Origin of the sequence: Gordonia mangrovi (assembly GCF_024734075.1) — a bacterium.
GTDB lineage: Bacteria > Actinomycetota > Actinomycetes > Mycobacteriales > Mycobacteriaceae > Gordonia > Gordonia mangrovi.
In genome coordinates this window covers 1740537-1759077 of record NZ_CP102850.1, presented here as the reverse complement: position 1 = coordinate 1759077, position 18541 = coordinate 1740537, and the positions used below count along the sequence as shown (strand labels likewise).

Annotated in this window: 17 protein-coding genes; 9 read left to right on the top strand and 8 right to left on the bottom strand. The window is 67.9% G+C overall.

What is annotated here, in order from left to right:
- Positions 1-9: 9 nt before the first annotated feature.
- The gene (galE, locus tag NWF22_RS08010) at positions 10-1029 is read right to left on the bottom strand and encodes a UDP-glucose 4-epimerase GalE (RefSeq protein WP_160903890.1); all 1020 of its coding nucleotides are present in this window, start codon (positions 1027-1029) and stop codon (positions 10-12) included.
- Positions 1030-1115: 86 nt separating this feature from the next.
- On the opposite strand from galE, the gene NWF22_RS08005 reads away from it, so the two are divergent.
- The gene (locus NWF22_RS08005; RefSeq protein ID WP_160903889.1) at positions 1116-2003 is read left to right on the top strand and encodes an alpha/beta hydrolase; all 888 of its coding nucleotides are present in this window, start codon (positions 1116-1118) and stop codon (positions 2001-2003) included.
- A 13-nt stretch (positions 2004-2016) separates the two neighbouring features.
- Here NWF22_RS08005 and rfbB read toward each other — a convergent pair whose 3' ends face one another.
- Complete coding sequence (gene rfbB, locus NWF22_RS08000) at positions 2017-3021, bottom strand: dTDP-glucose 4,6-dehydratase (RefSeq protein ID WP_160903888.1); 1005 nt, start codon at positions 3019-3021, stop codon at positions 2017-2019.
- Between the two features lie 82 nt (positions 3022-3103).
- On the opposite strand from rfbB, the gene rfbA reads away from it, so the two are divergent.
- Both rfbA and NWF22_RS07990 read left to right on the top strand, forming a co-directional pair.
- Positions 3104-3979, top strand: a complete 876-nt coding sequence (rfbA, locus tag NWF22_RS07995; protein WP_160903887.1) for a glucose-1-phosphate thymidylyltransferase RfbA — start codon at positions 3104-3106, stop codon at positions 3977-3979.
- A gap of 1 nt (position 3980) precedes the next feature.
- The gene (locus NWF22_RS07990) at positions 3981-4598 is read left to right on the top strand and encodes a dTDP-4-dehydrorhamnose 3,5-epimerase family protein (protein WP_160903886.1); all 618 of its coding nucleotides are present in this window, start codon (positions 3981-3983) and stop codon (positions 4596-4598) included.
- Positions 4599-4811: 213 nt separating this feature from the next.
- Here the strand turns inward: NWF22_RS07990 and NWF22_RS07985 are convergent, their stop codons facing one another.
- Together NWF22_RS07985 and ppgS are read right to left on the bottom strand one after the other, a co-directional pair.
- Positions 4812-5153 carry a DUF2304 domain-containing protein gene (locus tag NWF22_RS07985; protein WP_160903885.1) on the bottom strand — a complete coding sequence of 114 codons (342 nt, stop codon included), beginning with the start codon at positions 5151-5153 and terminating at the stop codon, positions 4812-4814.
- 7 nt (positions 5154-5160) lie between these two features.
- Positions 5161-5865: a polyprenyl-phospho-N-acetylgalactosaminyl synthase PpgS gene (gene ppgS, locus NWF22_RS07980; RefSeq protein WP_160903884.1), complete on the bottom strand. Its 705-nt coding sequence runs from the start codon at positions 5863-5865 to the stop codon at positions 5161-5163.
- Positions 5866-5914: 49 nt separating this feature from the next.
- Between ppgS and NWF22_RS07975 the strand changes: the two genes are divergently transcribed.
- Positions 5915-6784, top strand: a complete 870-nt coding sequence (locus NWF22_RS07975) for a glycosyltransferase family 2 protein (RefSeq protein WP_160904000.1) — start codon at positions 5915-5917, stop codon at positions 6782-6784.
- Here NWF22_RS07975 and NWF22_RS07970 read toward each other — a convergent pair.
- Complete coding sequence (locus NWF22_RS07970; RefSeq protein WP_160903883.1) at positions 6727-7989, bottom strand: polysaccharide biosynthesis protein; 1263 nt, start codon at positions 7987-7989, stop codon at positions 6727-6729. The two genes, NWF22_RS07975 and NWF22_RS07970, sit on opposite strands and share 58 nt — an antisense overlap.
- Before the next feature lie 52 nt (positions 7990-8041).
- Positions 8042-9397: a M1 family metallopeptidase gene (locus NWF22_RS07965; protein WP_160903882.1), complete on the bottom strand. Its 1356-nt coding sequence runs from the start codon at positions 9395-9397 to the stop codon at positions 8042-8044.
- Positions 9398-9590: 193 nt separating this feature from the next.
- On the opposite strand from NWF22_RS07965, the gene NWF22_RS07960 reads away from it, so the two are divergent.
- Positions 9591-10013, top strand: coding sequence for a DoxX family protein (locus tag NWF22_RS07960; protein ID WP_160903881.1), 423 nt, complete (start codon positions 9591-9593; stop codon positions 10011-10013).
- 162 nt (positions 10014-10175) lie between these two features.
- Here NWF22_RS07960 and NWF22_RS07955 read toward each other — a convergent pair whose 3' ends face one another.
- Positions 10176-14093: a Pls/PosA family non-ribosomal peptide synthetase gene (locus tag NWF22_RS07955; protein WP_160903880.1), complete on the bottom strand. Its 3918-nt coding sequence runs from the start codon at positions 14091-14093 to the stop codon at positions 10176-10178.
- Between the two features lie 253 nt (positions 14094-14346).
- Between NWF22_RS07955 and NWF22_RS07950 the strand changes: the two genes are divergently transcribed.
- The 4 genes from NWF22_RS07950 (at position 14347) to NWF22_RS07935 (ending at position 16502) form a co-directional block, all read left to right on the top strand.
- Positions 14347-15321, top strand: a complete 975-nt coding sequence (locus NWF22_RS07950; protein WP_160903879.1) for an alpha/beta hydrolase — start codon at positions 14347-14349, stop codon at positions 15319-15321.
- A 103-nt stretch (positions 15322-15424) separates the two neighbouring features.
- Positions 15425-15697, top strand: coding sequence for a DUF202 domain-containing protein (locus NWF22_RS07945; RefSeq protein WP_309249738.1), 273 nt, complete (start codon positions 15425-15427; stop codon positions 15695-15697).
- 15 nt (positions 15698-15712) lie between these two features.
- Positions 15713-15958, top strand: a complete 246-nt coding sequence (locus tag NWF22_RS07940; protein ID WP_160903878.1) for a hypothetical protein — start codon at positions 15713-15715, stop codon at positions 15956-15958.
- 127 nt (positions 15959-16085) lie between these two features.
- Positions 16086-16502 carry a TIGR03668 family PPOX class F420-dependent oxidoreductase gene (locus tag NWF22_RS07935; RefSeq protein WP_160903877.1) on the top strand — a complete coding sequence of 139 codons (417 nt, stop codon included), beginning with the start codon at positions 16086-16088 and terminating at the stop codon, positions 16500-16502.
- Positions 16503-16614: 112 nt separating this feature from the next.
- Here NWF22_RS07935 and NWF22_RS07930 read toward each other — a convergent pair whose 3' ends face one another.
- The gene (locus NWF22_RS07930; RefSeq protein ID WP_160903876.1) at positions 16615-18522 is read right to left on the bottom strand and encodes an ABC transporter ATP-binding protein; all 1908 of its coding nucleotides are present in this window, start codon (positions 18520-18522) and stop codon (positions 16615-16617) included.
- Between the last annotated feature and the right edge of the window lie 19 nt (positions 18523-18541).

The window sequence follows — 18541 nt, the reverse complement described above, 5'->3', positions numbered from 1 at the left end:
GAGTCCGCCTCAGGCGTCGGGGTAGCCGTTCGGGTTCTTCGACTGCCACCGCCAGGTGTCGGCGCACATGTCGTCGATGGTCTTCGTCGCCCGCCAGTCGAGGTCCGCGTTGGCCTTGGACGGGTCGGCGTAGGAGGCGGCGATGTCGCCGGCCCGCCGCGGCGCCACCTCATAGGGAATCGGCCGTCCGCTGGCACGCTCGAACGCCTTGATCACCTGCAGCACCGACACGCCCTGGCCGGTCCCGAGGTTCCACACCGACATCGGCTGGGACCGGCTGTTGACGGTGTCGAGGGCGGCCACATGTCCGGCGGCGAGGTCGTCGACGTGGATGTAGTCGCGCACGCCGGTGCCGTCGACGGTGTCGTAGTCGTCGCCGAACACCGACAGCTTCTCGCGTCGGCCGACCGCCACCTGGGCGACGAAGGGCATCAGGTTGTTGGGGATGCCGCTGGGGTCCTCGCCGATGTCACCGCTGGCGTGCGCGCCCACCGGGTTGAAGTAGCGCAACGCCGCGATGCGCCACCGGTCGTCCGCCGCCGCGACGTCGGTCAGCACCTGCTCGATCATCACCTTGGTCCAGCCGTACGGGTTGGTCGCCGACGTCGGTAGATCCTCGGTCATCGGCAACTGTGGTTCTGCGCCGTACACCGTCGCCGACGACGAGAACACCAGTGTGCGCACATCGTGCCGTCCCATCGCGCGCAGCAGGGAGAAGGTGGAGTCGAGGTTGTTCTGGTAGTAGTCGAGCGGTTTGGCCACCGATTCGCCGACCGCCTTGAACCCGGCGAAGTGGATGACGGCGTCGATCTGTTCGTGGGCGAAGAGATGCTCGGTCTTGTCGGCGTCTGACACATCGAACGCATGCACCGGGATGGGCCGACCGCTCAACGCCTCCAGCCGGCCCACCACGGTCGGCTTGGCATTGCTGAAATCGTCGACCACCACCACATCGTGGCCTGCCTCGACGAGTCGGATGACGGTGTGCGAGCCGATGTAGCCGGCACCACCGCTGACGAGTACGCGCATGCGTCCACCGTATGCGGTGGACCTGGTAGCCGGCCCTTCGGTTGCTGTGTGTTGTCCGCCTCTTGCGCAGCGGATAACGTCGGCGTGTGGCGCGGTCAGATGTGGAGTTCAGATCCGGGGGAGTGGTGTGCAGGGCCTGGCTGTACCGACCGGACGCCGACGATCCGGCGCCGATCATCGTGATGGCACACGGCCTCGGGGCGATCAAGGAGATGCGTCTCGACGCTTTCGCCGAGCGGTTCTGCGATGCCGGCTATGCCTGTCTGGTCTTCGACTATCGGCACTTCGGCGCAAGTGACGGACAACCGCGCCAGTTGCTGTCGGTGCGTCGGCAGTTGGGCGACTGGGCGGCCGCGATCGCATTCGCCCGCAGCCTCGCCGAGGTGGACAACCGTCGAGTGATCCTGTGGGGCACCTCGTTCAGCGGTGGCCATGTGCTGGCGGCGGCCGCCCGCGACGGCGACGTCGCCGCGGTGATCGCACAGTGCCCCTTCACCAGCGGCACCGCGTCGGTGCTCGCGATGGCGCCGGCCACGGCGGTCAAGGTCACCGGACGGGCCATCGCCGATCTCGCCGCCAAGGTCGCTCGCCGTGACCCGGTGATGGTCGCGTTGGCGGGCGAGCCGCACGACACAGCGTTGATGACCGCCCCCGATGTGGTGCCGGGGTACCTCTCGCTGGTGCCCGATGGGCAGCCGTTCACCAACGAGGTCGCGGCGCGGGTCGTGCCGGAGATCGCGCTGCACCATCCGGGGCGGGCGCTGGCCCACCTCACCTGCCCGGTGCTGGTGTGCGTGTGCGAGAAGGACTCCGTGGCGCCGCCGCGCCAGACGATCCGGTACGCGCAGCGCGGCCCGACGACGCAGCTGAACCGCTACCCCGAGGGTCACTTCGACATCTACGTCGGCGACGCCTTCGAGGAGGTCGTCGCCGATCAGGTGGACTTCCTCGACCGGGTGGTGCCGCTGGGGTGAGACCAGCCTCCGCTCAGCCGATGACCCGCTCGGTGCCCGCGTAGTTCTGCTCGACGGCCTGCTTGTGCGGTTGCCACCAGTCGGTGTGCTCGCGGTACCAGTCGATGGTCGCCGACAACCCGGATCGGAAATCCACATACTGTGGCTGCCAACCTAACTCGGTGCGCAGGCGGGTGGAGTCGATGGCGTAGCGGCGGTCATGGCCGGGACGGTCGGTGACGAAGTCGAAGGCGTCGGCGGGTTGGCCGAGCAACTCCAGAATGCTCTCCACGACGGTGCGGTTGTCCACCTCGCCGTCGGCGCCGATCAGATACGTTTCGCCGATCTCGCCGCGGTCGATGATGGTCCACACCGCGTCGTTGTGGTCGTCGACGTGAATCCAGTCGCGCACGTTGCGGCCGTCGCCGTACAGTTTGGGTCGCACCCCGGCCAGCACGTTGGTGATCTGGCGGGGGATGAACTTCTCGATGTGCTGATACGGCCCGTAGTTGTTGGAACAGTTCGAGATCGTCGCGCGCAGCCCGAACGAGCGCACCCACGCCCGCACCAGCAGATCCGAGCCGGCCTTGGTCGAGCTGTACGGACTCGACGGGTTGTAGGCGGTCTGTTCGGTGAACCGGGCCGGGTCGTCGAGGTCGAGGTCGCCGTAGACCTCGTCGGTGCTGATGTGGTGGTAGCGCACGTCGTGGCGGCGCACCGCCTCCACCAGCGAGAACGTGCCGACCAGGTTGGTCTGCACGAACGCCGACGGGTCGGCCAGGGAGTTGTCGTTGTGGGATTCGGCGGCGAAGTGCACCACCACGTCGACCCCGGCGACCAGCCGGTCGACCAGCGCGGTGTCGGCGACGTCTCCGACGACCAGATCGATGCGGTCGGCGACCGGTTCCAGGGTGGCCGGGTTGGCGGCGTAGGTGAGTTTGTCGAGCACGGTGATCTCGACGTCGGGACGCTGCGCCAGGGTGCGCAACACGAAATTGGCGCCGATGAACCCGGCGCCCCCGGTGACCAGAACCCGCATGACTCGACCCTTCCGTCGGACGCCCGTCACTGTACCGTCGGGCGTCTGACCGGGTGAGACCTCATGCCCTACGCTTGGCCCTATGCGCGGCATCATCCTTGCCGGGGGCACCGGGACTCGCCTGCACCCGATCACCCAGGGCGTCAGCAAACAACTCGTGCCCGTCTACGACAAACCGATGATCTACTACCCGCTGTCGACGCTGATGCTCGCCGGCATCCGCGACATCCTGATCATCACCACACCGCACGACAGTGCGGCCTTCCAAGGTTTGTTGGGCAACGGTGAGCAGTTCGGCATCAACCTGACCTACGTCACCCAACCGTCGCCCGATGGACTCGCCCAGGCGTTCGTGCTCGGCGCCGACCACATCGGCGACGATTCGGTGGCATTGGTGTTGGGCGACAACATCTTCTACGGACCCGGACTGGGCAGTCAGCTCCAGGGATTCGAAAACGTGGACGGCGGCGCCATTTTCGCCTATTGGGTGGCCGACCCGACGGCATACGGGGTGGTGGACTTCGACGACAGCGGTCGTGCGGTGGCGTTGCAGGAGAAGCCGCAGCATCCGCGCTCGAACTATGCCGTGCCGGGTCTGTACTTCTACGACAACGATGTGGTCGAGATCGCGCGCAGCCTCGCTCCGAGCGCCCGGGGTGAGTACGAGATCACCGACATCAACGCCCACTATCTCGATCAGGGGCGACTGGCGGTGAAAGTGCTGCCGCGCGGTACCGCGTGGCTCGATACCGGTACCTTCGACTCGTTGCTGGATGCCGGCAACTTCGTGCGCACCGTCGAGCAGCGCCAAGGCCTCAAGATCGCCGTGCCCGAAGAGATCGCGTGGCGGCGTGGGTTCATCGATGACGACGAATTGCGGGTGCGCGCGGAGAAACTCCGCAAGTCGGGCTACGGCGACTATCTGCTCGAACTTCTCGAGCGCGGAAAGGGTTTCTGAGATGAAGGTGCGGCCGCTGACGATCGACGGCGCATGGGAACTCACGCCGGTGCAGCACGGCGACGAGCGCGGGCTGTTCGCCGAGGTGTTCAAGGGCGATCTGCTGGCCGAGGTGATCGGGCATCGGCTCGACCTCGCGCAGGTGAATCTGTCGGTGTCGGCGGCCGGGGTGCTGCGCGGTGTGCACTTCGCCGACGTCCCACCCGGGCAGGCCAAGTACGTGACCTGTCCGTCGGGCGCGATTCTCGACGTCATCGTCGACATCCGGGTCGGGTCGCCCACATTCGGCACCTACGACACCGTCCTGCTCGACGACGTCGACCGGCGCGCGGTCTATCTGTCCGAGGGGCTCGGGCACGCGTTCTGTTCACTCGCCGACGGTTCGACGGTCACCTACCTGTGCTCCACCGGCTACAACCCGACCGCCGAGCACGGCATCAACCCGCTCGACGAGGAACTCGGCATCGACTGGCCGACCAGCGCTCGTGACGGCAGTCCGCTGAAGTACGAGTTGTCGACGAAAGACACTGCCGCGCCCGGGTTGTCGGAGGCACGCGACTCCGGCCTGCTTCCGACCTACGACGACGTCACCCGGTACCTGCGCACCCTGGCGACCTAACCAGCCAAGTCTTGGCTCGGTAGTCGACAGAACCCCAGAATTCGCCGACAGAACCCCAGAATTCGCCGAGAGAACCCCGTTTCGCGTCGACAGAACCCCAGAATTCGCCGAGAGAACCCAGAGGTTGAGTCTTACGGCACGATGTGACGGAGGCTTGGGTTCTCTCGGCGAATTCTGGGGTTCTGTCGACTACCGTGCTGGTGACATCGAGCGCTAATCTTGCGACTGATTGTCCGCGTCGCGTAGGGCCACGGCCCGCGCGAGTCTCGCGTATTTGATCTCGAGCTCGCGGAATCGTAGGTAGGTCGAGACCGTGGTGAAGGCGAAGGCGACCACCAGGAGGAACAGCACCAGGTCCAGGCCGCGCTGGATGCCGACTTTGTTGGCAAGCCAGGTGATGTCGTCTTGGCGCAGCATCGCATAGAGGCCGAATGCGACGAAGGCGACGAACAGTATCTTCACGCCCGCCGACGCGCGCGCCGTGCCACGGTTGACCACGAAGAAGGCGACCAGCGCCACCAGGCCGACGATGGTCAGGATCTGAAACCAGATCATCGGGCACTCACTTCCTCATCCGCGGGTGCAGCAGACCGTCGGCGACGATGTTGACGCCGTTGATCAGCGACTGCCCCTTCGCCCGGGAGTAGTCGGTGTACAAGATGGTGACGGGCTGCTCGGCCACCCGCCAGTCGTGGTGGTCGATGAGTGCCACGAACTCCGAGGCGTGACTCATTCCGGCCATCACCAGATCCAAATCGTCTGCCACCGTCTTGTTGAAGGCACGTAACCCGTTGTGCGCGTCGGTGAGTCCGAGTCGACGAGTGCGTGGGCTGAAGAACACGATGGTGCGCAACGCCATTCGCCGGACCAGGGGTACCGACTCGCTGCGTCCTTCGGCGAATCGGGTGCCGACGATGATGTCGACCGGTTCGGTACGCAGGCGGTCGATCATCGCGACCACGTCGTCGACCTGATGTTGTCCGTCGGCGTCGAAGGTGACGAAGAACCGGGCACCCGGCTGCGCCCGCGCGTACTCCACCCCGGTCTGGATGGCCGCACCCTGCCCGAGATTGACCGGGTGGCGGACCAGCCGCGCACCGGCGGCATGGATCTCGGCGGCGGAATCGTCGCGGCTGCCGTCGTCGACGCAGACGATGTTGGGGAAGGTCTTCGCCGCATTCGCCGCGACCTCGCGGATCACCTGCGCCTCGTTGAAGACGGGGATCACCAGCCACACGTCATCGTTGCTGGTGGCGCCGGAGGTCATGCCGGTAACCCTAGCCGAGCGAAGTGTTGCCATGACCTACCCTGGTCGGGTGCCGATCGACGTGATGATGCCGTTCTACGGCGACGTCGCCCAGTTCCGGCAGGCCGTCACCAGCGTGCTCGAACAGACCGACGGTGACCTGCGCCTCGTCGTCATCGACGACTGTTATCCGGATCCGGAGCCGGCCGACTGGTTGACCTCGCTCACCGACCCCCGGGTGCGCTACCTGCGAAACGAGACCAACCTGGGCGTCAACGGAAACTTCCGGCGATGCGTCGACCTGGTGGAGGCCGAGCACTTCGTGGTGATGGGTTGCGACGACGTGATGGCGCCCGACTACGTGTCCACCGTCCGGTCACTGGCCCGGCAACACCCGGACGCGGCAGTGATCGCCCCCGGTGTCGAGGTCATCGACGACCGTGACCAGGTCGTCCGCCCGCTCGGCGATCGAATCAAGACCCTGCTGACGCCGCGGGCGCGACCCGGCGCCCCGGCCGTACTGAACGGCGAGGCGATGGCGGCGAGCCTCTATCACGGGAATTGGACCTACTTCCCGTCGCTGCTGTGGCGGACCGGTCCGGTCCGCGACGTCGGGTTCCGGCCCGGTCTCGAGATCGTGCTGGACCTCGCGCTGCTCGTCGACCTCGCCGCACGTGGTGGGTCGCTGGTACACGACCCGCGGGTGGTGTTCCGGTACCGCCGCCATCAGGCATCGGTCAGCTCGGTGCAGGCCGTCGACGGCCGACGCTTCGCCGAGGAGAACGCCTTTTTCGCCGACGAAGCCCGACGCTGCGCCGAACGCGGCTGGCCGCGCGCCGCCCGAGCAGCGCGGCTGCACGCGACGTCGCGGCTCAATCACGCTCAGTCGCGTGCGCTGGCCGCCGCGGGCCGACTCCGCCCGAGCAGCGCCACACCGTGAACCGCCATGCCCACCAGCGGGCCGCCGATCAGCGCGATCGCCACGCGGACCGTCACGTCGGCCGGTAGCAGCAACAATCCGATCGAGGCGAGGGTGGCCAACCACCATCCGGCCGCGTACCAGCGGTGTGCGCCGACCGCGATGGTGGCCGCCCCGGTCACGGTCAGCAGGGCCAGGGTCGTGGCGCCGAGGGTGAATGCTGCTACCGCTGCGCCGCCGAGCCGGAAGTCGGCGCCGAACACGGTCGACAGCAGCCAGGGGCCGATCAGCCAGGCGACGCCTGCCCCGGCGACACCGATCGCGGCGACCGCAGCCAGGGGCACGCGCAAGGCGGCACCCACCTGCTGTCGGCCGTCGACGAAACGGGTGATCAACACACCCTGGAAGCTGTTCAGCGGCACCAGCAGCGGCGCTCGTGTCAGTGTGACCGCGAGCACCACGGCACCCACGGCGGCGGTGTCGGCGTCGCTGCCGGTGGCGGTGATGAGCACCGGGAAGCCCATCACCAGCACCGCGCTCGCCGCGGCGGCGGTCATCGCGGTCAGCGTGTGGGCGGTGAAGCGGCGCGCCGCGACGTCGGCGGGCAGCCCGACCGCCGCACGCGCCGACGACGAGGCGACCAGCAGGATCATCCAGGACGCCGAGCCGATCACCGTGATCACCAGGAAGGCGGTCACATCGCCACCGAAGGCCACCGCGAGCACGGCACCCACGAGGCGGATCATCGCGTCCACCGACAACAGCGTCGCGAACGCGCCCCAGGACACCGACCCCGACAACGCGCCGGCGAGATGGGCGTACACCCCGAACGACGCCACGCCGGCCGCCAGCAACAGCACCGACAGTCCGCGCTGTTCGTCGAAGACCAGCCCACTCCACAGCGGCGACGTCGCGGCGACCAGTGCGCCAAGCGTCACGCCGATGGCGCCGTTGACCAGCCACGGCCGCAGACCCGTCGCGGTGCGCTTGTCGATGCCGGCGCGGATGGCCCGGGTGGTCTCCTGCAACTGCCCGTTCTGGGCGCCGGTGACCATCCCGTAGGCGGCCCAGAACACCGCGAATACACCGTAACCGGCAGCACCGAGATGCCGTGCGGCCAACAGCAACACCAGATAGCCCGACCCCGCGGCGATCAGCGTGGCGATGGTGACCCGCCCGATGGCTCCGGATGACTGCTGTGTCGCGCCGGCGTCGTCGTCGGTCATCGAGTCGGGTGCATCGGTCGGGTTCGGCGCCGCGGGTTCACGGAGCAGCCGGTCAGGACGGACCCGGAAAGGCCGGCAGCTCCGCGGTGAACAGCCACTCGTCCCACAGGTGGGTCAGCGACGTCGTCGAGTAGTTGGCGGCCAGCGCGATGAAGTCCTCGGTGGTCGCCGAGCCGTATCGGTACTTGTCTGTCCACCGCTTGAGCAGGGCGAAGAAGTTGCCGTCGCCGATGGTCAGGCGTAGTGCGTGGAGCGTGAGCGCACCGCGTTTGTACACCCAGTCATCGAACATCCGGCGCGACCCGGGGTCGGCGAGTGTCGCACGCACCGGATTGGCGGCAAGTTTGTCGTAATAGTGGCGAGCCCATTCGGCCGCGCTCTTGCTGCCGGAGCGTTGACTCCACAACCATTCCGCGTAGCACGCGAATCCTTCGTGGAGCCAGATGTCTCGCCAGCGCGCCAGGGTGACCGAGTTGCCGAACCACTGGTGGGCGAGCTCATGGGCGACGAGTCGCTCCGCGCGTTGCGAACCGTCGCAGTGGTTGGCCCCGAAGGTGGAGAAGCTCTGTGCCTCGATCGGGATGTCCAGATCGTCGTCGGTGACGACGACCGTGTAGCGCGGGAACGGATAGGGCCCGAACATCTCGACGAAGGTGTCGATCATCTCGACCTGCCGGCCGAAGTCCACGTCGAGGTTGGACACCAGGCGCTGGGGCAGCACGGCGTCGACCGGAACCGGTTTGGTGGCCAGCGTCTTCTTGACGTACGGACCGATCTGGATCGAGGCGAGGTAGGTCGGCATCGGTTCGACCTGCTGGTACACCCACGTCGTCTGCGCGGCACGTGAGCGTTTGGATTCCAGTACCCCGTTCGCGAGCGCGTAGTAGGGGCTGTCGGTGGTGATCGAGATCCGGTAGGGCGCCTTGGCGCTCGGGTGATCGTCGCAGGGGAACCACGACGCGGCGCCGTTGGGCTGATTGGCGCACAACGCGCCTTCGGTCAGTTCCTCCCACCCGACCTCACCCCAGGCGCCCCGGATCGGGCGTGGGGTGCCCGCGTACCGGATCACGATCGTCATCGCGCCGCCGGGCGGAATCGGGGCGTCGGGCGTGATCGACAGTTTGCGGTTGCGGTGGCTGTAGCGGGCTCGCTTGTCGTTGACGGTCACCCGCGACACCGACAGCGACGACCCCAGATCGAGGGTGAACTTGCGCAGCGCGACAAACGACGTTGCGGTGAGCGTTGCCGCCCCGGATAGTCGGTTGGGTGACACCTTGTACTGGAGGTCGAGGTCGTAGCGCGAGATGCGGTAACCGAGGTTGCCGTTGTCGGGCAGATACGGGTCGAGTGCATCCAGCGGGGCGCCCAGCAGCGGTTCGCGTGGACCCTTCGCCGACTTTCCCGGCACTGACTCTCCGATCTGCTGAAACGCGGCACATGTGTCACAGCACGCGAACCGGGTATCCGAATCCGGTCGCGTGTGTCGCGGAGACTCAGGTTACCTGCCGGAGGTCGGGTGCATGCGACGGCAATGACGTGAGAAGCTGGTAGTTAATCGGACCGCGGTCCGGTTTTGGTTGTCGGGACGACAAGGGAGAGCAATGTTCGGCATTCGCAGTGTGACGTTTTTCTTGGCACGACTGATTCTCGGCATCATCTTCATCATGCACGGGTGGCAGAAGCTGCACACCAACGGAATCGGCGCCACTGAGCGCGGGTTCGACGCCATGGGCATCCCGTGGCCGAATCTGGCAGCGCAGTACGCGACCTGGGTGGAATTCATCGGCGGCATCCTGTTGATCCTCGGTCTGTTCCTGCCGATCGTCGCGATCCTGCTGATCGCCGACATGATCGGTGCGATCTACTACGCGCACTGGGATGCCGGGTTCTGGAACTCGGATGGCGGCTACGAGTTCAACCTGGCGCTGATCGCAGGCCTGCTCGCGGTCGGCTTCGCCCAGGCCGGCTCCGCTGCCGCCGACCATTACGTCTTCCGCCGTCGCCGCGGCGCGGCCGCCGACTGACACCCTCCTGCTGATCGAGTAGCCGAGGCTGACGTCCCTCCTGCTGATCGAGTAGCCGAGCCGCTGGGCGAGGCGTATCGAGATCCGGTGACGGTCTCGATATGCTCGCTCGCCTGGCGCTCGCGGGCTACTCGATCACCGGGTTCGGGCCAGAACCGGCGGCTACACGTTCCAGGGCGCGATGGGGTTGCCCTGCCAGCGGGTGTGCGCGGGCACCACGTCGCCGCGCATCACCAGCGAGGCGGGGCCGACGGTGGTGCTCTCGCCGAGCCCCGACGCGGGCAGCGCGACGCAGTGCGGCCCCAGCGTGGAACCCGCCTCCAGGGTGACCTGGTCGATGGCCATCACCCGGTCGTGGAACAGGTGCGTCTGCACCACGCAGCCGCGCTGCACCGTAGCCCCGTCCCCCAGGGTCACCAGGTCGGCCTCGGGCAGCCAGTAGGTCTCACACCACACGCCGCGACCGATCCGGGCACCGAGCATGCGCAGCCAGAGGTTCAGGATCGGTGTACCGGTGGCGGCATTGGCGAACCACGGGGCCGCGACGGTTTCCACGAACGCATCGGAGAGTTCGTTGCGCCACACGAATGAACTCCACAGCGGATGCTCCGACACCCGGATGCGGCCCACCACCAACCACTTCGCGGCTGCCGCGATGCAGCAGGCCGCGGCGCCGGCCACCAATAGCAGCACGCCGCTGAGCAGCGCTGCCGCCCACCAGCTCACATGCTGGCCGAGGTATTGCAGCCCGAGCAGCATGAACAGTCCGAGTCCGAACGACACCATCACCGGGATGATGCGCAGCGTCTCCACGACCGCGCGGGCCACCTTGAGTCGGGTCGGCGGGTCGAAGGTGCGCGAGGTGTCGGTGGCGGCGGCCGTGCGCCGCAGCCGGACCGGGGGACTGCCCAGCCAGCTCGACCCCGACTTCGCGCGATCCGGCGTCGCCGACAACACCGCGACGAGGCCGTTCTTGGGGACCTTGCGGCCCGGCCCGGTCATCCCGGAGTTGCCCAGGAACGAACGCTTGCCGATCTTCGCCTCGTCGATGTGCAGCCATCCGCCGCCGAGTTCATAGGAGGCGACCATGGTGTCGTCGGCGAGGAACGCGCCGTCGCCGACCGTGGTGAACTTCGGCAGCACCAACGCAGTCGAGATCTCCGTCCCCTCGCCCACCGTCACCCCGAGCAGGCGGAACCACCACGGCGTCAGCAGGCTCGCATACAGCGGGAACAGATAGGTGCGCGAGGCGTCCATCAACCGCTCGGTCAGCCACACCTGCCACCCGACGCGTGATCGCACCGGGTGATAGCCCTTGGTCAAACCGATCGACAGCAGCCGCACCAGGATCGCGGTGATCAGCACGAACACGAGCAGACTGGTCACCGTCGCGGCCGGCAGCAGGGCTCCGCAGCGCAGCGCGACGCTGCGCAGCCGGTCGGCGTGAATGGCCCAGGATCCCATCACCGCCAGGCCGGCGGCCAGCGCGATCAGCGGGATCGCGGCCAGGACCATCGAGGAAAGACCGAAGATCGGCACCCAGAACGAACCCCGCGGCGGCCGGTGCTCGGGCCAGGGATGGTCTGCCTTGCCCACCTTGATGGCCGGGGAGCCCGCCCAGTGCTGGCGTGCCTTGACCCGCCCGCGGACGGCGGAACCGGCGGCCACCTCGGCGTCGCGGCCGATCACCGCGCCCGGCAGCAACGTCGACCGCGCCCCGATCGACGCGCCCCGTTTGATGACGATCTCCCCGATGTGGACGATGTCGCCGTCGATCCACCAGCCGGCGATGTCCACCTCGGGCTCCACGGACGCGCCCTCGCCGATGGTGAGGAATCCGGTGACCGGTGGGATGGTGTGCAGATCGACGCCCCGGCCGATCGTTGCGCCGAGCGCGCGGGCCAGATAGATCATCCACGGTGCGCCGGACAGGTTCGCGGCGCCGCTTGCGACGAGCAGCCGTTCGGCCACCCACAACCGCACATGCGTGTTGCCGCCGCGCGGATAGCTGCCGGGTTCGACCCCGGCCAGCAACAGACGCGCTCCGGCCGCTGCGATCACCATCCGGCCGGGCGGCGTGATGAACAGCAGGAACGCGACCAGCAGCACCCACCAGTCCACCGGCACCAGCCAGGGGACGTCACGGTCGGCGCGCTCCACCACCTCCACCGCGAGGTTGTTCACCACACCCAGCCAGGTCGCCCACTGCAGGCCGGTCAGGGTGGTCAGCGGCACCGTCAGCAGGATCTGTGCCCACCCGGTGCTGCGCGGAGTCGGTGTCACGTCGCGCGGTTGCACCACCGTCGCCGGGGTCCGTTGGTCGAGCATCTCGGCCAGCGAACCCAGCCGGGGATGGTCGTAGAGGTCGGCGACGGTGATGTCGGGATAGCGTTCGCGCAGCGCGGTCACCAACTGCGCGGCCGCCAGCGAACCGCCCCCCTCGGCGAAGAAGTCGGCCTTCGAGTCGTCGACGGTGACGCCCAGGACATCGGTCCAGCGTTGCGCCATCCATGCCTCGGTGTCGGTGAGGTCGTCACCGTCATCGCCTTTTTTTGCAGTACCAGAGCTCCCCGGCAGCGGCCACGGCAGTGCGTTGCGGTCGACCTTGCCCGAGGTGCGTGTCGGCAGTTCGTCGACCAATGCCAGGCGCGGAACCATCGGCGCCGGAAGCTGTTCGGTGAGGTGTCGGTGCGCGGCGGCGACATCGAAGTCCGGCTGCGGGGACACCAGGTACCCGACGAGCAGGCTGTTGCCGGCCGCCGACTTGCGGACCGCCGCCGCGGCTCCGCTGACCCCCGGGAGTTGTTGCAGTGCATTGTCGATCTCGCCGAGTTCGATGCGCCGTCCGCCGACCTTGACCTGATCGTCGGCGCGGCCCTGGAACAACAGGCCGGCCGGATCGAGCCGCACCAGATCGCCGCTGCGGTAGGCCCGTTCCCACCCCAGCGTCGGCATCGGGGCGTACTTCTCGGCGTCCTTGGCCGGGTCGAGGTAGCGGGCCAGGCCGACGCCGCCGATCACCAGTTCCCCGATCTCGCCCTCGCCGACGGGGTGACCGTCGGCGCCGACGACGGCCAGATCCCAGCCCGGCAACGGTAGTCCGATGCGGACCGGTCCCTGTCCGTCGAGCGGTGCCGCGCAGGCCACCACGGTGGCCTCGGTGGGGCCGTAGGTGTTCCACACCTCGCGTCCCTCGACGGCGAGCCGTTCGGCGAGTTCCGGTGGGCAGGCCTCGCCGCCGAAGATCAACAGTCGCACGGCCTCGAGGGCTTCCGGCGGCCACAGCGACGCCAGGGTGGGCACCGTCGACACCACGGTCACGTCGCGCTGCACCAACCACGGGCCGAGGTCCATGCCGCTGCGCACCAGCGACCGGGGTGCGGGCACCAGGCAGGCGCCGTAGCGCCAGGCCAGCCACATCTCCTCGCACGACGCGTCGAAGGCCACCGAGAGCCCGGCCAGCACCCGGTCCTCCGGGCCCAGCGGGTCGTCGAGCAGGAACATGCGTGCCTCCGCGTCGACGAAGGCGGCGGCATTGCGGTGGGTGACGGCCACGCCCTTCGGCGTGCCGGTGGAGCCGGAGGTGAAGATGATCCACGCGTCGTCGTCGGCGGTCGGGCGCCCCGCCGGGATCGGCATCGGTGTCCCCGCCGGGATCGGCGTCGGTGTCCCCGCCGGGATCGGCGTACGCGTCCCCGTCGGGTGGATGCCGTCGGCGTCGATGATGGCGTCCACCTGTGCCTCACCGAAGACGAGTTCGGCCCGTTCGGCCGGGTCGTCGGCGTCGACGGGTACGTAGGCGGCGCCGGCGTAGAGCGTGGAGAGGATGGCCACATAGAGGTCGCGGCTGCCCGAGGGCATCCGGATTCCGACACGCCCGCCACGGCCGACGCCCGCTTCGCCGAGGCTTTCGGCGCCGCGACGCACCAGCGCGAGCAACTCGGTGTAGGTGAGAGTCAGATCACCGTCGTCGATGGCTGGTGAATCCGGGTACGACCGTGCGGTCTGGTCGAGGACGTCGCACAGCGTTCGTGGTGCGCTGGCCTGCGACGACAACAGGAACTGGGCCGGTATGACCACGGATCACCACCATCGTTTCGGCATGAAACGCAGAATATAGCCGACAGCTCGGGCAGTGTCTGTGACGCAGGTGAACGTTGTGTGGCGCGCGTCTCGGCCGGTGTGCACGAACGATCCTGCGGTACTCGCCGCACGAAACCAACATCGGCTGCTGAGATCCGTGTATTTTTCGCACTGACGAAACTCAGCACGCGAGTGACCACTGCGCCGTGTCGTCGTGTGCCGCCGATCGCCGGACGACGAGGAATGAGCTATGCCGATCGTGCACCACCGCAGTCCGAGCCTGCTGTCCTACGCGATGTGGGTCGGCAGTCGTGGTCTCCTGCGGCCGACGTTGTCGATGTGGCCGTTGAGCAGGCCCGGGATGGCGGGGCTGTTCCTGATCGACCGGGTGCTCGCGGTGGGTCCGAGACCGGCCGGAGTGGTGCACGAGCGGATGAGACTCGCGGGACGGCCGGTGGAACTGATCCTGCCCGCCGGTCCGTCGCGCCGCGATGCGGAGACCGCGGTCCTGTACCTGCATGGCGGTGCGTTCGTGGTGTGCGGTCTCGGGTCGCACCGATCGATCGCCAGCCGGTTGTCGCGGACCTGTGAACTGCCCGTGTTCTCGGTGGAGTACCGCCAGCTGCCGTCGGCCGGGGTGGGAACGTCCGTGGCCGACGCGGTGGGCGCGTATCGCGAGCTGGTGACCGAGCGCGGCTACCGCCGCATCGTCGTCGCGGGTGACTCCGCAGGCGGTTTTCTCGCGGGCAAGGTCGTCGAGGCCGCCATCGACGAGGGTCTGCCGCTGCCGACCGCGTTCGCCGGTATCTCCCCGCTGCTCGACCTCGACGTCGGCACCCACCCCGACCGCTCCAGCCGCTCCGACGCCTACATCCCGCGCAGCAAGATGGCCGAACTGGCAACGCTGTTCGGTCGCGGTCCGGTGGCCTTCAACGGGGTGCGGCGCCTCGCCGACATCGCCGGCGAGGCCTTCCCGCCAACGGTGATGGTCACTGCCGAGGGGGAGATGCTCGAAGCCGACGTGATCGATCTCATCGAGACGCTCGACGATGCCGGTGTCCAGGCGGCGGCCCATAGTTACGCTTGGCAGGTACACGCATTCCCGGTGCTGACCACCCGGCACCCGGAGAGCACGCACGCCATCGATGTGATCGCGGCATTCGCAGCCGACGCCATCCGAAAGGCCAAGGACGCTGACCACCGAGAGAACCAACGGGCCGGCTGAGCCCGACACCCGCCCGTCGAACGCCGGCGGGGCCGCCCCGACGGTTCCCGGCGCCGTCGACGCACGGTTCACTCTGGCGGCCGAACGTACCGTGCTCGCGTGGGTGCGCACCGCGCTGGGATTCATGGCCGCCGGGGTGGCGGTGGTCTACGTCGCCGCCGACATCGAACATCCGGTGCTGGAGACCGCCCTGGGCCTGGTGATGGTGGGGTTGGGATGTCTCATCGCGCTGCTGGGGGCGTGGCGCTGGCGTAAGACGATGCGTGCCCTGCGTGAGGGCGGCGAGATGCCCGGCCCCTCGCACGTCACATTTCTGGTCGTTGGGATAGTGGTGGTGGCCGTCGCGATCGCGGTGGTGATCGTGATCAACACCTGAGATGAGCATTTTTCGATGATCAACAACGAGTTCGCACGCGGAGCACAGACCTTCTCCCGCGGGATGACCATCGTCGGATCGGCGATTCTGCTGATCTGCGTGGCGTTGTTGACGATCAACTGGTGGCAGGAGGGCCGCTGGGTCTGGGTGGGCCTCGGGATCGCCATCGTCGTGGTCAACATCGGGTTGATCGTGTTGCAGTTCCGCCGCCCCAAGGGGCCCCGGCCGACCTCGGACACCGACAGCGGCCCCACCGCGTGATCCGCCTCTCCCCGCCGACAGAACCCCAGATCTCGCCGACAGAACCCGGTTTCTCGCCGACAGAACCCCAGATCTCGCCGACAGAACCCGCTCTGGCGTCGAGAGCATCGTCGCCTGACGACCTCCGATGACATCCGCACGAGATCGGTTCGCCTCGGCCCGCGTGGCGCGGTTGGCCACGGCGGGCGCCGATGCCCGTCCGCACCTCGTGCCGGTGGTCTTCACGCTGGTCGACGATGTCGTGGTCTCGTGCGTCGATCACAAACCCAAGCGCACCCAGCGGCTACGACGCCTTGCCAACATCGCGGCGAACCCGGTCGTGTCGCTACTCGTCGACCACTACACCGAGGTGTGGGCCGACCTCTGGTGGGTTCGCGTGGACGGCCGCGCCGAGGTGGTCGACGCCGAGACCGAGGCCGGCGCAACAGCCATCGACCACCTGGCCGCGAAATACCCCCACTACCGTGCCGACCGGCCCGACGGCCCGGTGATCGTGGTCCGAGACCTCACTTTTCAGAGTTGGGCGGCAACTCCGGAGCCCTGATCCGCGACGATCCCGCGTACTCAGCGCCCGGCAGGGTTCCGTGGACGACTTCTCGGGTTCCGTCGGCGATAAACCGGGTTCTGTCGGCGAGATTGTGGGTTCTGTCGGCGGGTCAGGCGGTCAGTTCGCCGGCCTTGTCGTCGGCGTCGCCGGCATCGTCGGCGAACTGGGTGCGGTAGAGCTCCGCGTAGCGGCCGTTGCGGGCCAGCAGGGTCGCGTGATCCCCCCGTTCGACAATCCGGCCGTCTTCCAGGACCGCGATCTCGTCGGCCGCGCGAATGGTGGAGAGCCGGTGGGCGATCACGATCGACGTCCGACCCACCAGCGCCTCGGCCAGCGCCTCCTGCACCGCCACCTCCGACGTCGAGTCCAGATGCGCGGTGGCCTCGTCGAGGATCACCAGCGACGGCTGGGCCAACAGGATGCGCGCGATGGTCAGCCGCTGACGTTCGCCGCCGGAGAGTCGGTAGCCGCGTTCGCCGACCACGGTGTCGAGGCCATCGGGCAGGGCTGCGACCAGCTCGTCGAGCCGCGCTCGGCGCAGCGCATCCCAGATCTGTTCCTCGCTCACCGAGGGATCGGCGAGCGCCAGATTGGCCCGCACGGTGTCGTGGAACAGATGCCCGTCCTGAGTGACCAAACCGACGGTCCGATGTACCGATGCGCTCTGCAGGTCACGCAGGTCGACGCCGTTGAGCGACACCGATCCGGAGTCGACGTCGTAGAGCCGGGTCGCCAGGTTCGCGATGGTCGACTTCCCGGCGCCGGAACTGCCCACGAGCGCGGTCATGGTGCCCGCCCGGATATCCAGATCGATGTTGTGCAGCACCGTCGTCCCGCCCCGATTGTCGAGTTGGGCGACCTCCTCCAGCGACGCCAACGACACCTTGTCGGCCGACGGATACGCGAACGAGACGTCGTCGAAGCGCACCGACACGGGGCCGTCGGGGACCGGTCGGGCATCGGGTTTGTCGGCGATCAGCGGTTCGAGATCGAGCACCTCGAACACGCGCTCGAAACTGACCACCGCACTCATGATCTCCACCCGCGCATTCGCCAATGCGGTCAGCGGCGCATACATCCGGGTCAGCAGCAAAGCCAATGACACCACGGCACCCGCGGACAGATGTCCCGCCACCGCGAGCCAGCCGCCCAGGCCGTAGACCAGCGCCAGCGCCAGTGCCGACACCAGGGTCAACGCGGTCATGAAATAGGCCTGCAGCATCGCCCGCCGCACTCCGATGTCGCGCACCCGATCGGCGCGGTCGGCGAACTCCGACGACTCCACCTCGGGCCGGCCGAACAGCTTCACCAGCGTGGCGCCCGGCGCAGAGAACCGCTCGGTCATCTGCGTCGACATCCGCGCGTTGTACTCGGCGGCCTCCCGCGACAGCGCCGCCATCCGTTTGCCCATGCGTCGTGCCGGCACCACGAACACCGGCAGCAGCACCAGGGCGAGCAGCGTGATCTGCCAACTGATCGCGAGCATCACGCCCAAGGTCAGCACCAGTGTCACCGCATTGGACACCACACCGGACAGCGTGTCGCTGAACGCACGCTGGGCGCCGATGACGTCGTTGTTCAGCCGGCTGACCAGCGCGCCGGTGCGGGTGCGGGTGAAGAAGGCGACCGGCATCTTCTGCACGTGGTCGAACACCGCGCTACGCAGGTCCAGGATCAGACCTTCACCGATGTTCGACGAGAACCATCGGGTGAGGATGCCGGCACCGGCCTCGACGACCGCGATCACCGCGATCAGCAGCGCCAACCTGACGATCGTGCCCTGGCTCCCGCCGCCGGTGATCAAGTTGACCACCCGGCCGGCCAGCAGCGGCGTTACCACCGTCAACAGGGCCGTGAGGACGGACAGGGCGAGGAAGATCGCGATCCGCCGACGATGCGGTCGGGCGAAACCCGCGATGCGGCGCAGCGTGGCTCGCCGCGCGCCGCGCAACGATCGGCCGGGCGGAGCGCTCATCGACCTGTAGATGGTGTTCCAGGCCACCGATTCCATGCTCATGCGTCCACGGTAGGACCTC

Coding starts and splice junctions, on each gene's coding strand:
- NWF22_RS07950 (WP_160903879.1), top strand. CDS start 14,347: ATGCCGATCGTGCACCACCGCAGTCCGAGCCTGCTGTCCTACGCGATG.
- ppgS (WP_160903884.1), bottom strand. CDS start 5,865: ATGACCTCCGGCGCCACCAGCAACGATGACGTGTGGCTGGTGATCCCC.
- rfbB (WP_160903888.1), bottom strand. CDS start 3,021: ATGCGGGTTCTGGTCACCGGGGGCGCCGGGTTCATCGGCGCCAATTTC.
- NWF22_RS07970 (WP_160903883.1), bottom strand. CDS start 7,989: ATGACCGACGACGACGCCGGCGCGACACAGCAGTCATCCGGAGCCATC.
- NWF22_RS07930 (WP_160903876.1), bottom strand. CDS start 18,522: ATGAGCATGGAATCGGTGGCCTGGAACACCATCTACAGGTCGATGAGC.
- NWF22_RS07935 (WP_160903877.1), top strand. CDS start 16,086: ATGACATCCGCACGAGATCGGTTCGCCTCGGCCCGCGTGGCGCGGTTG.
- NWF22_RS07985 (WP_160903885.1), bottom strand. CDS start 5,153: ATGATCTGGTTTCAGATCCTGACCATCGTCGGCCTGGTGGCGCTGGTC.
- rfbA (WP_160903887.1), top strand. CDS start 3,104: ATGCGCGGCATCATCCTTGCCGGGGGCACCGGGACTCGCCTGCACCCG.
- galE (WP_160903890.1), bottom strand. CDS start 1,029: ATGCGCGTACTCGTCAGCGGTGGTGCCGGCTACATCGGCTCGCACACC.
- NWF22_RS07990 (WP_160903886.1), top strand. CDS start 3,981: ATGAAGGTGCGGCCGCTGACGATCGACGGCGCATGGGAACTCACGCCG.
- NWF22_RS07960 (WP_160903881.1), top strand. CDS start 9,591: ATGTTCGGCATTCGCAGTGTGACGTTTTTCTTGGCACGACTGATTCTC.
- NWF22_RS07940 (WP_160903878.1), top strand. CDS start 15,713: ATGATCAACAACGAGTTCGCACGCGGAGCACAGACCTTCTCCCGCGGG.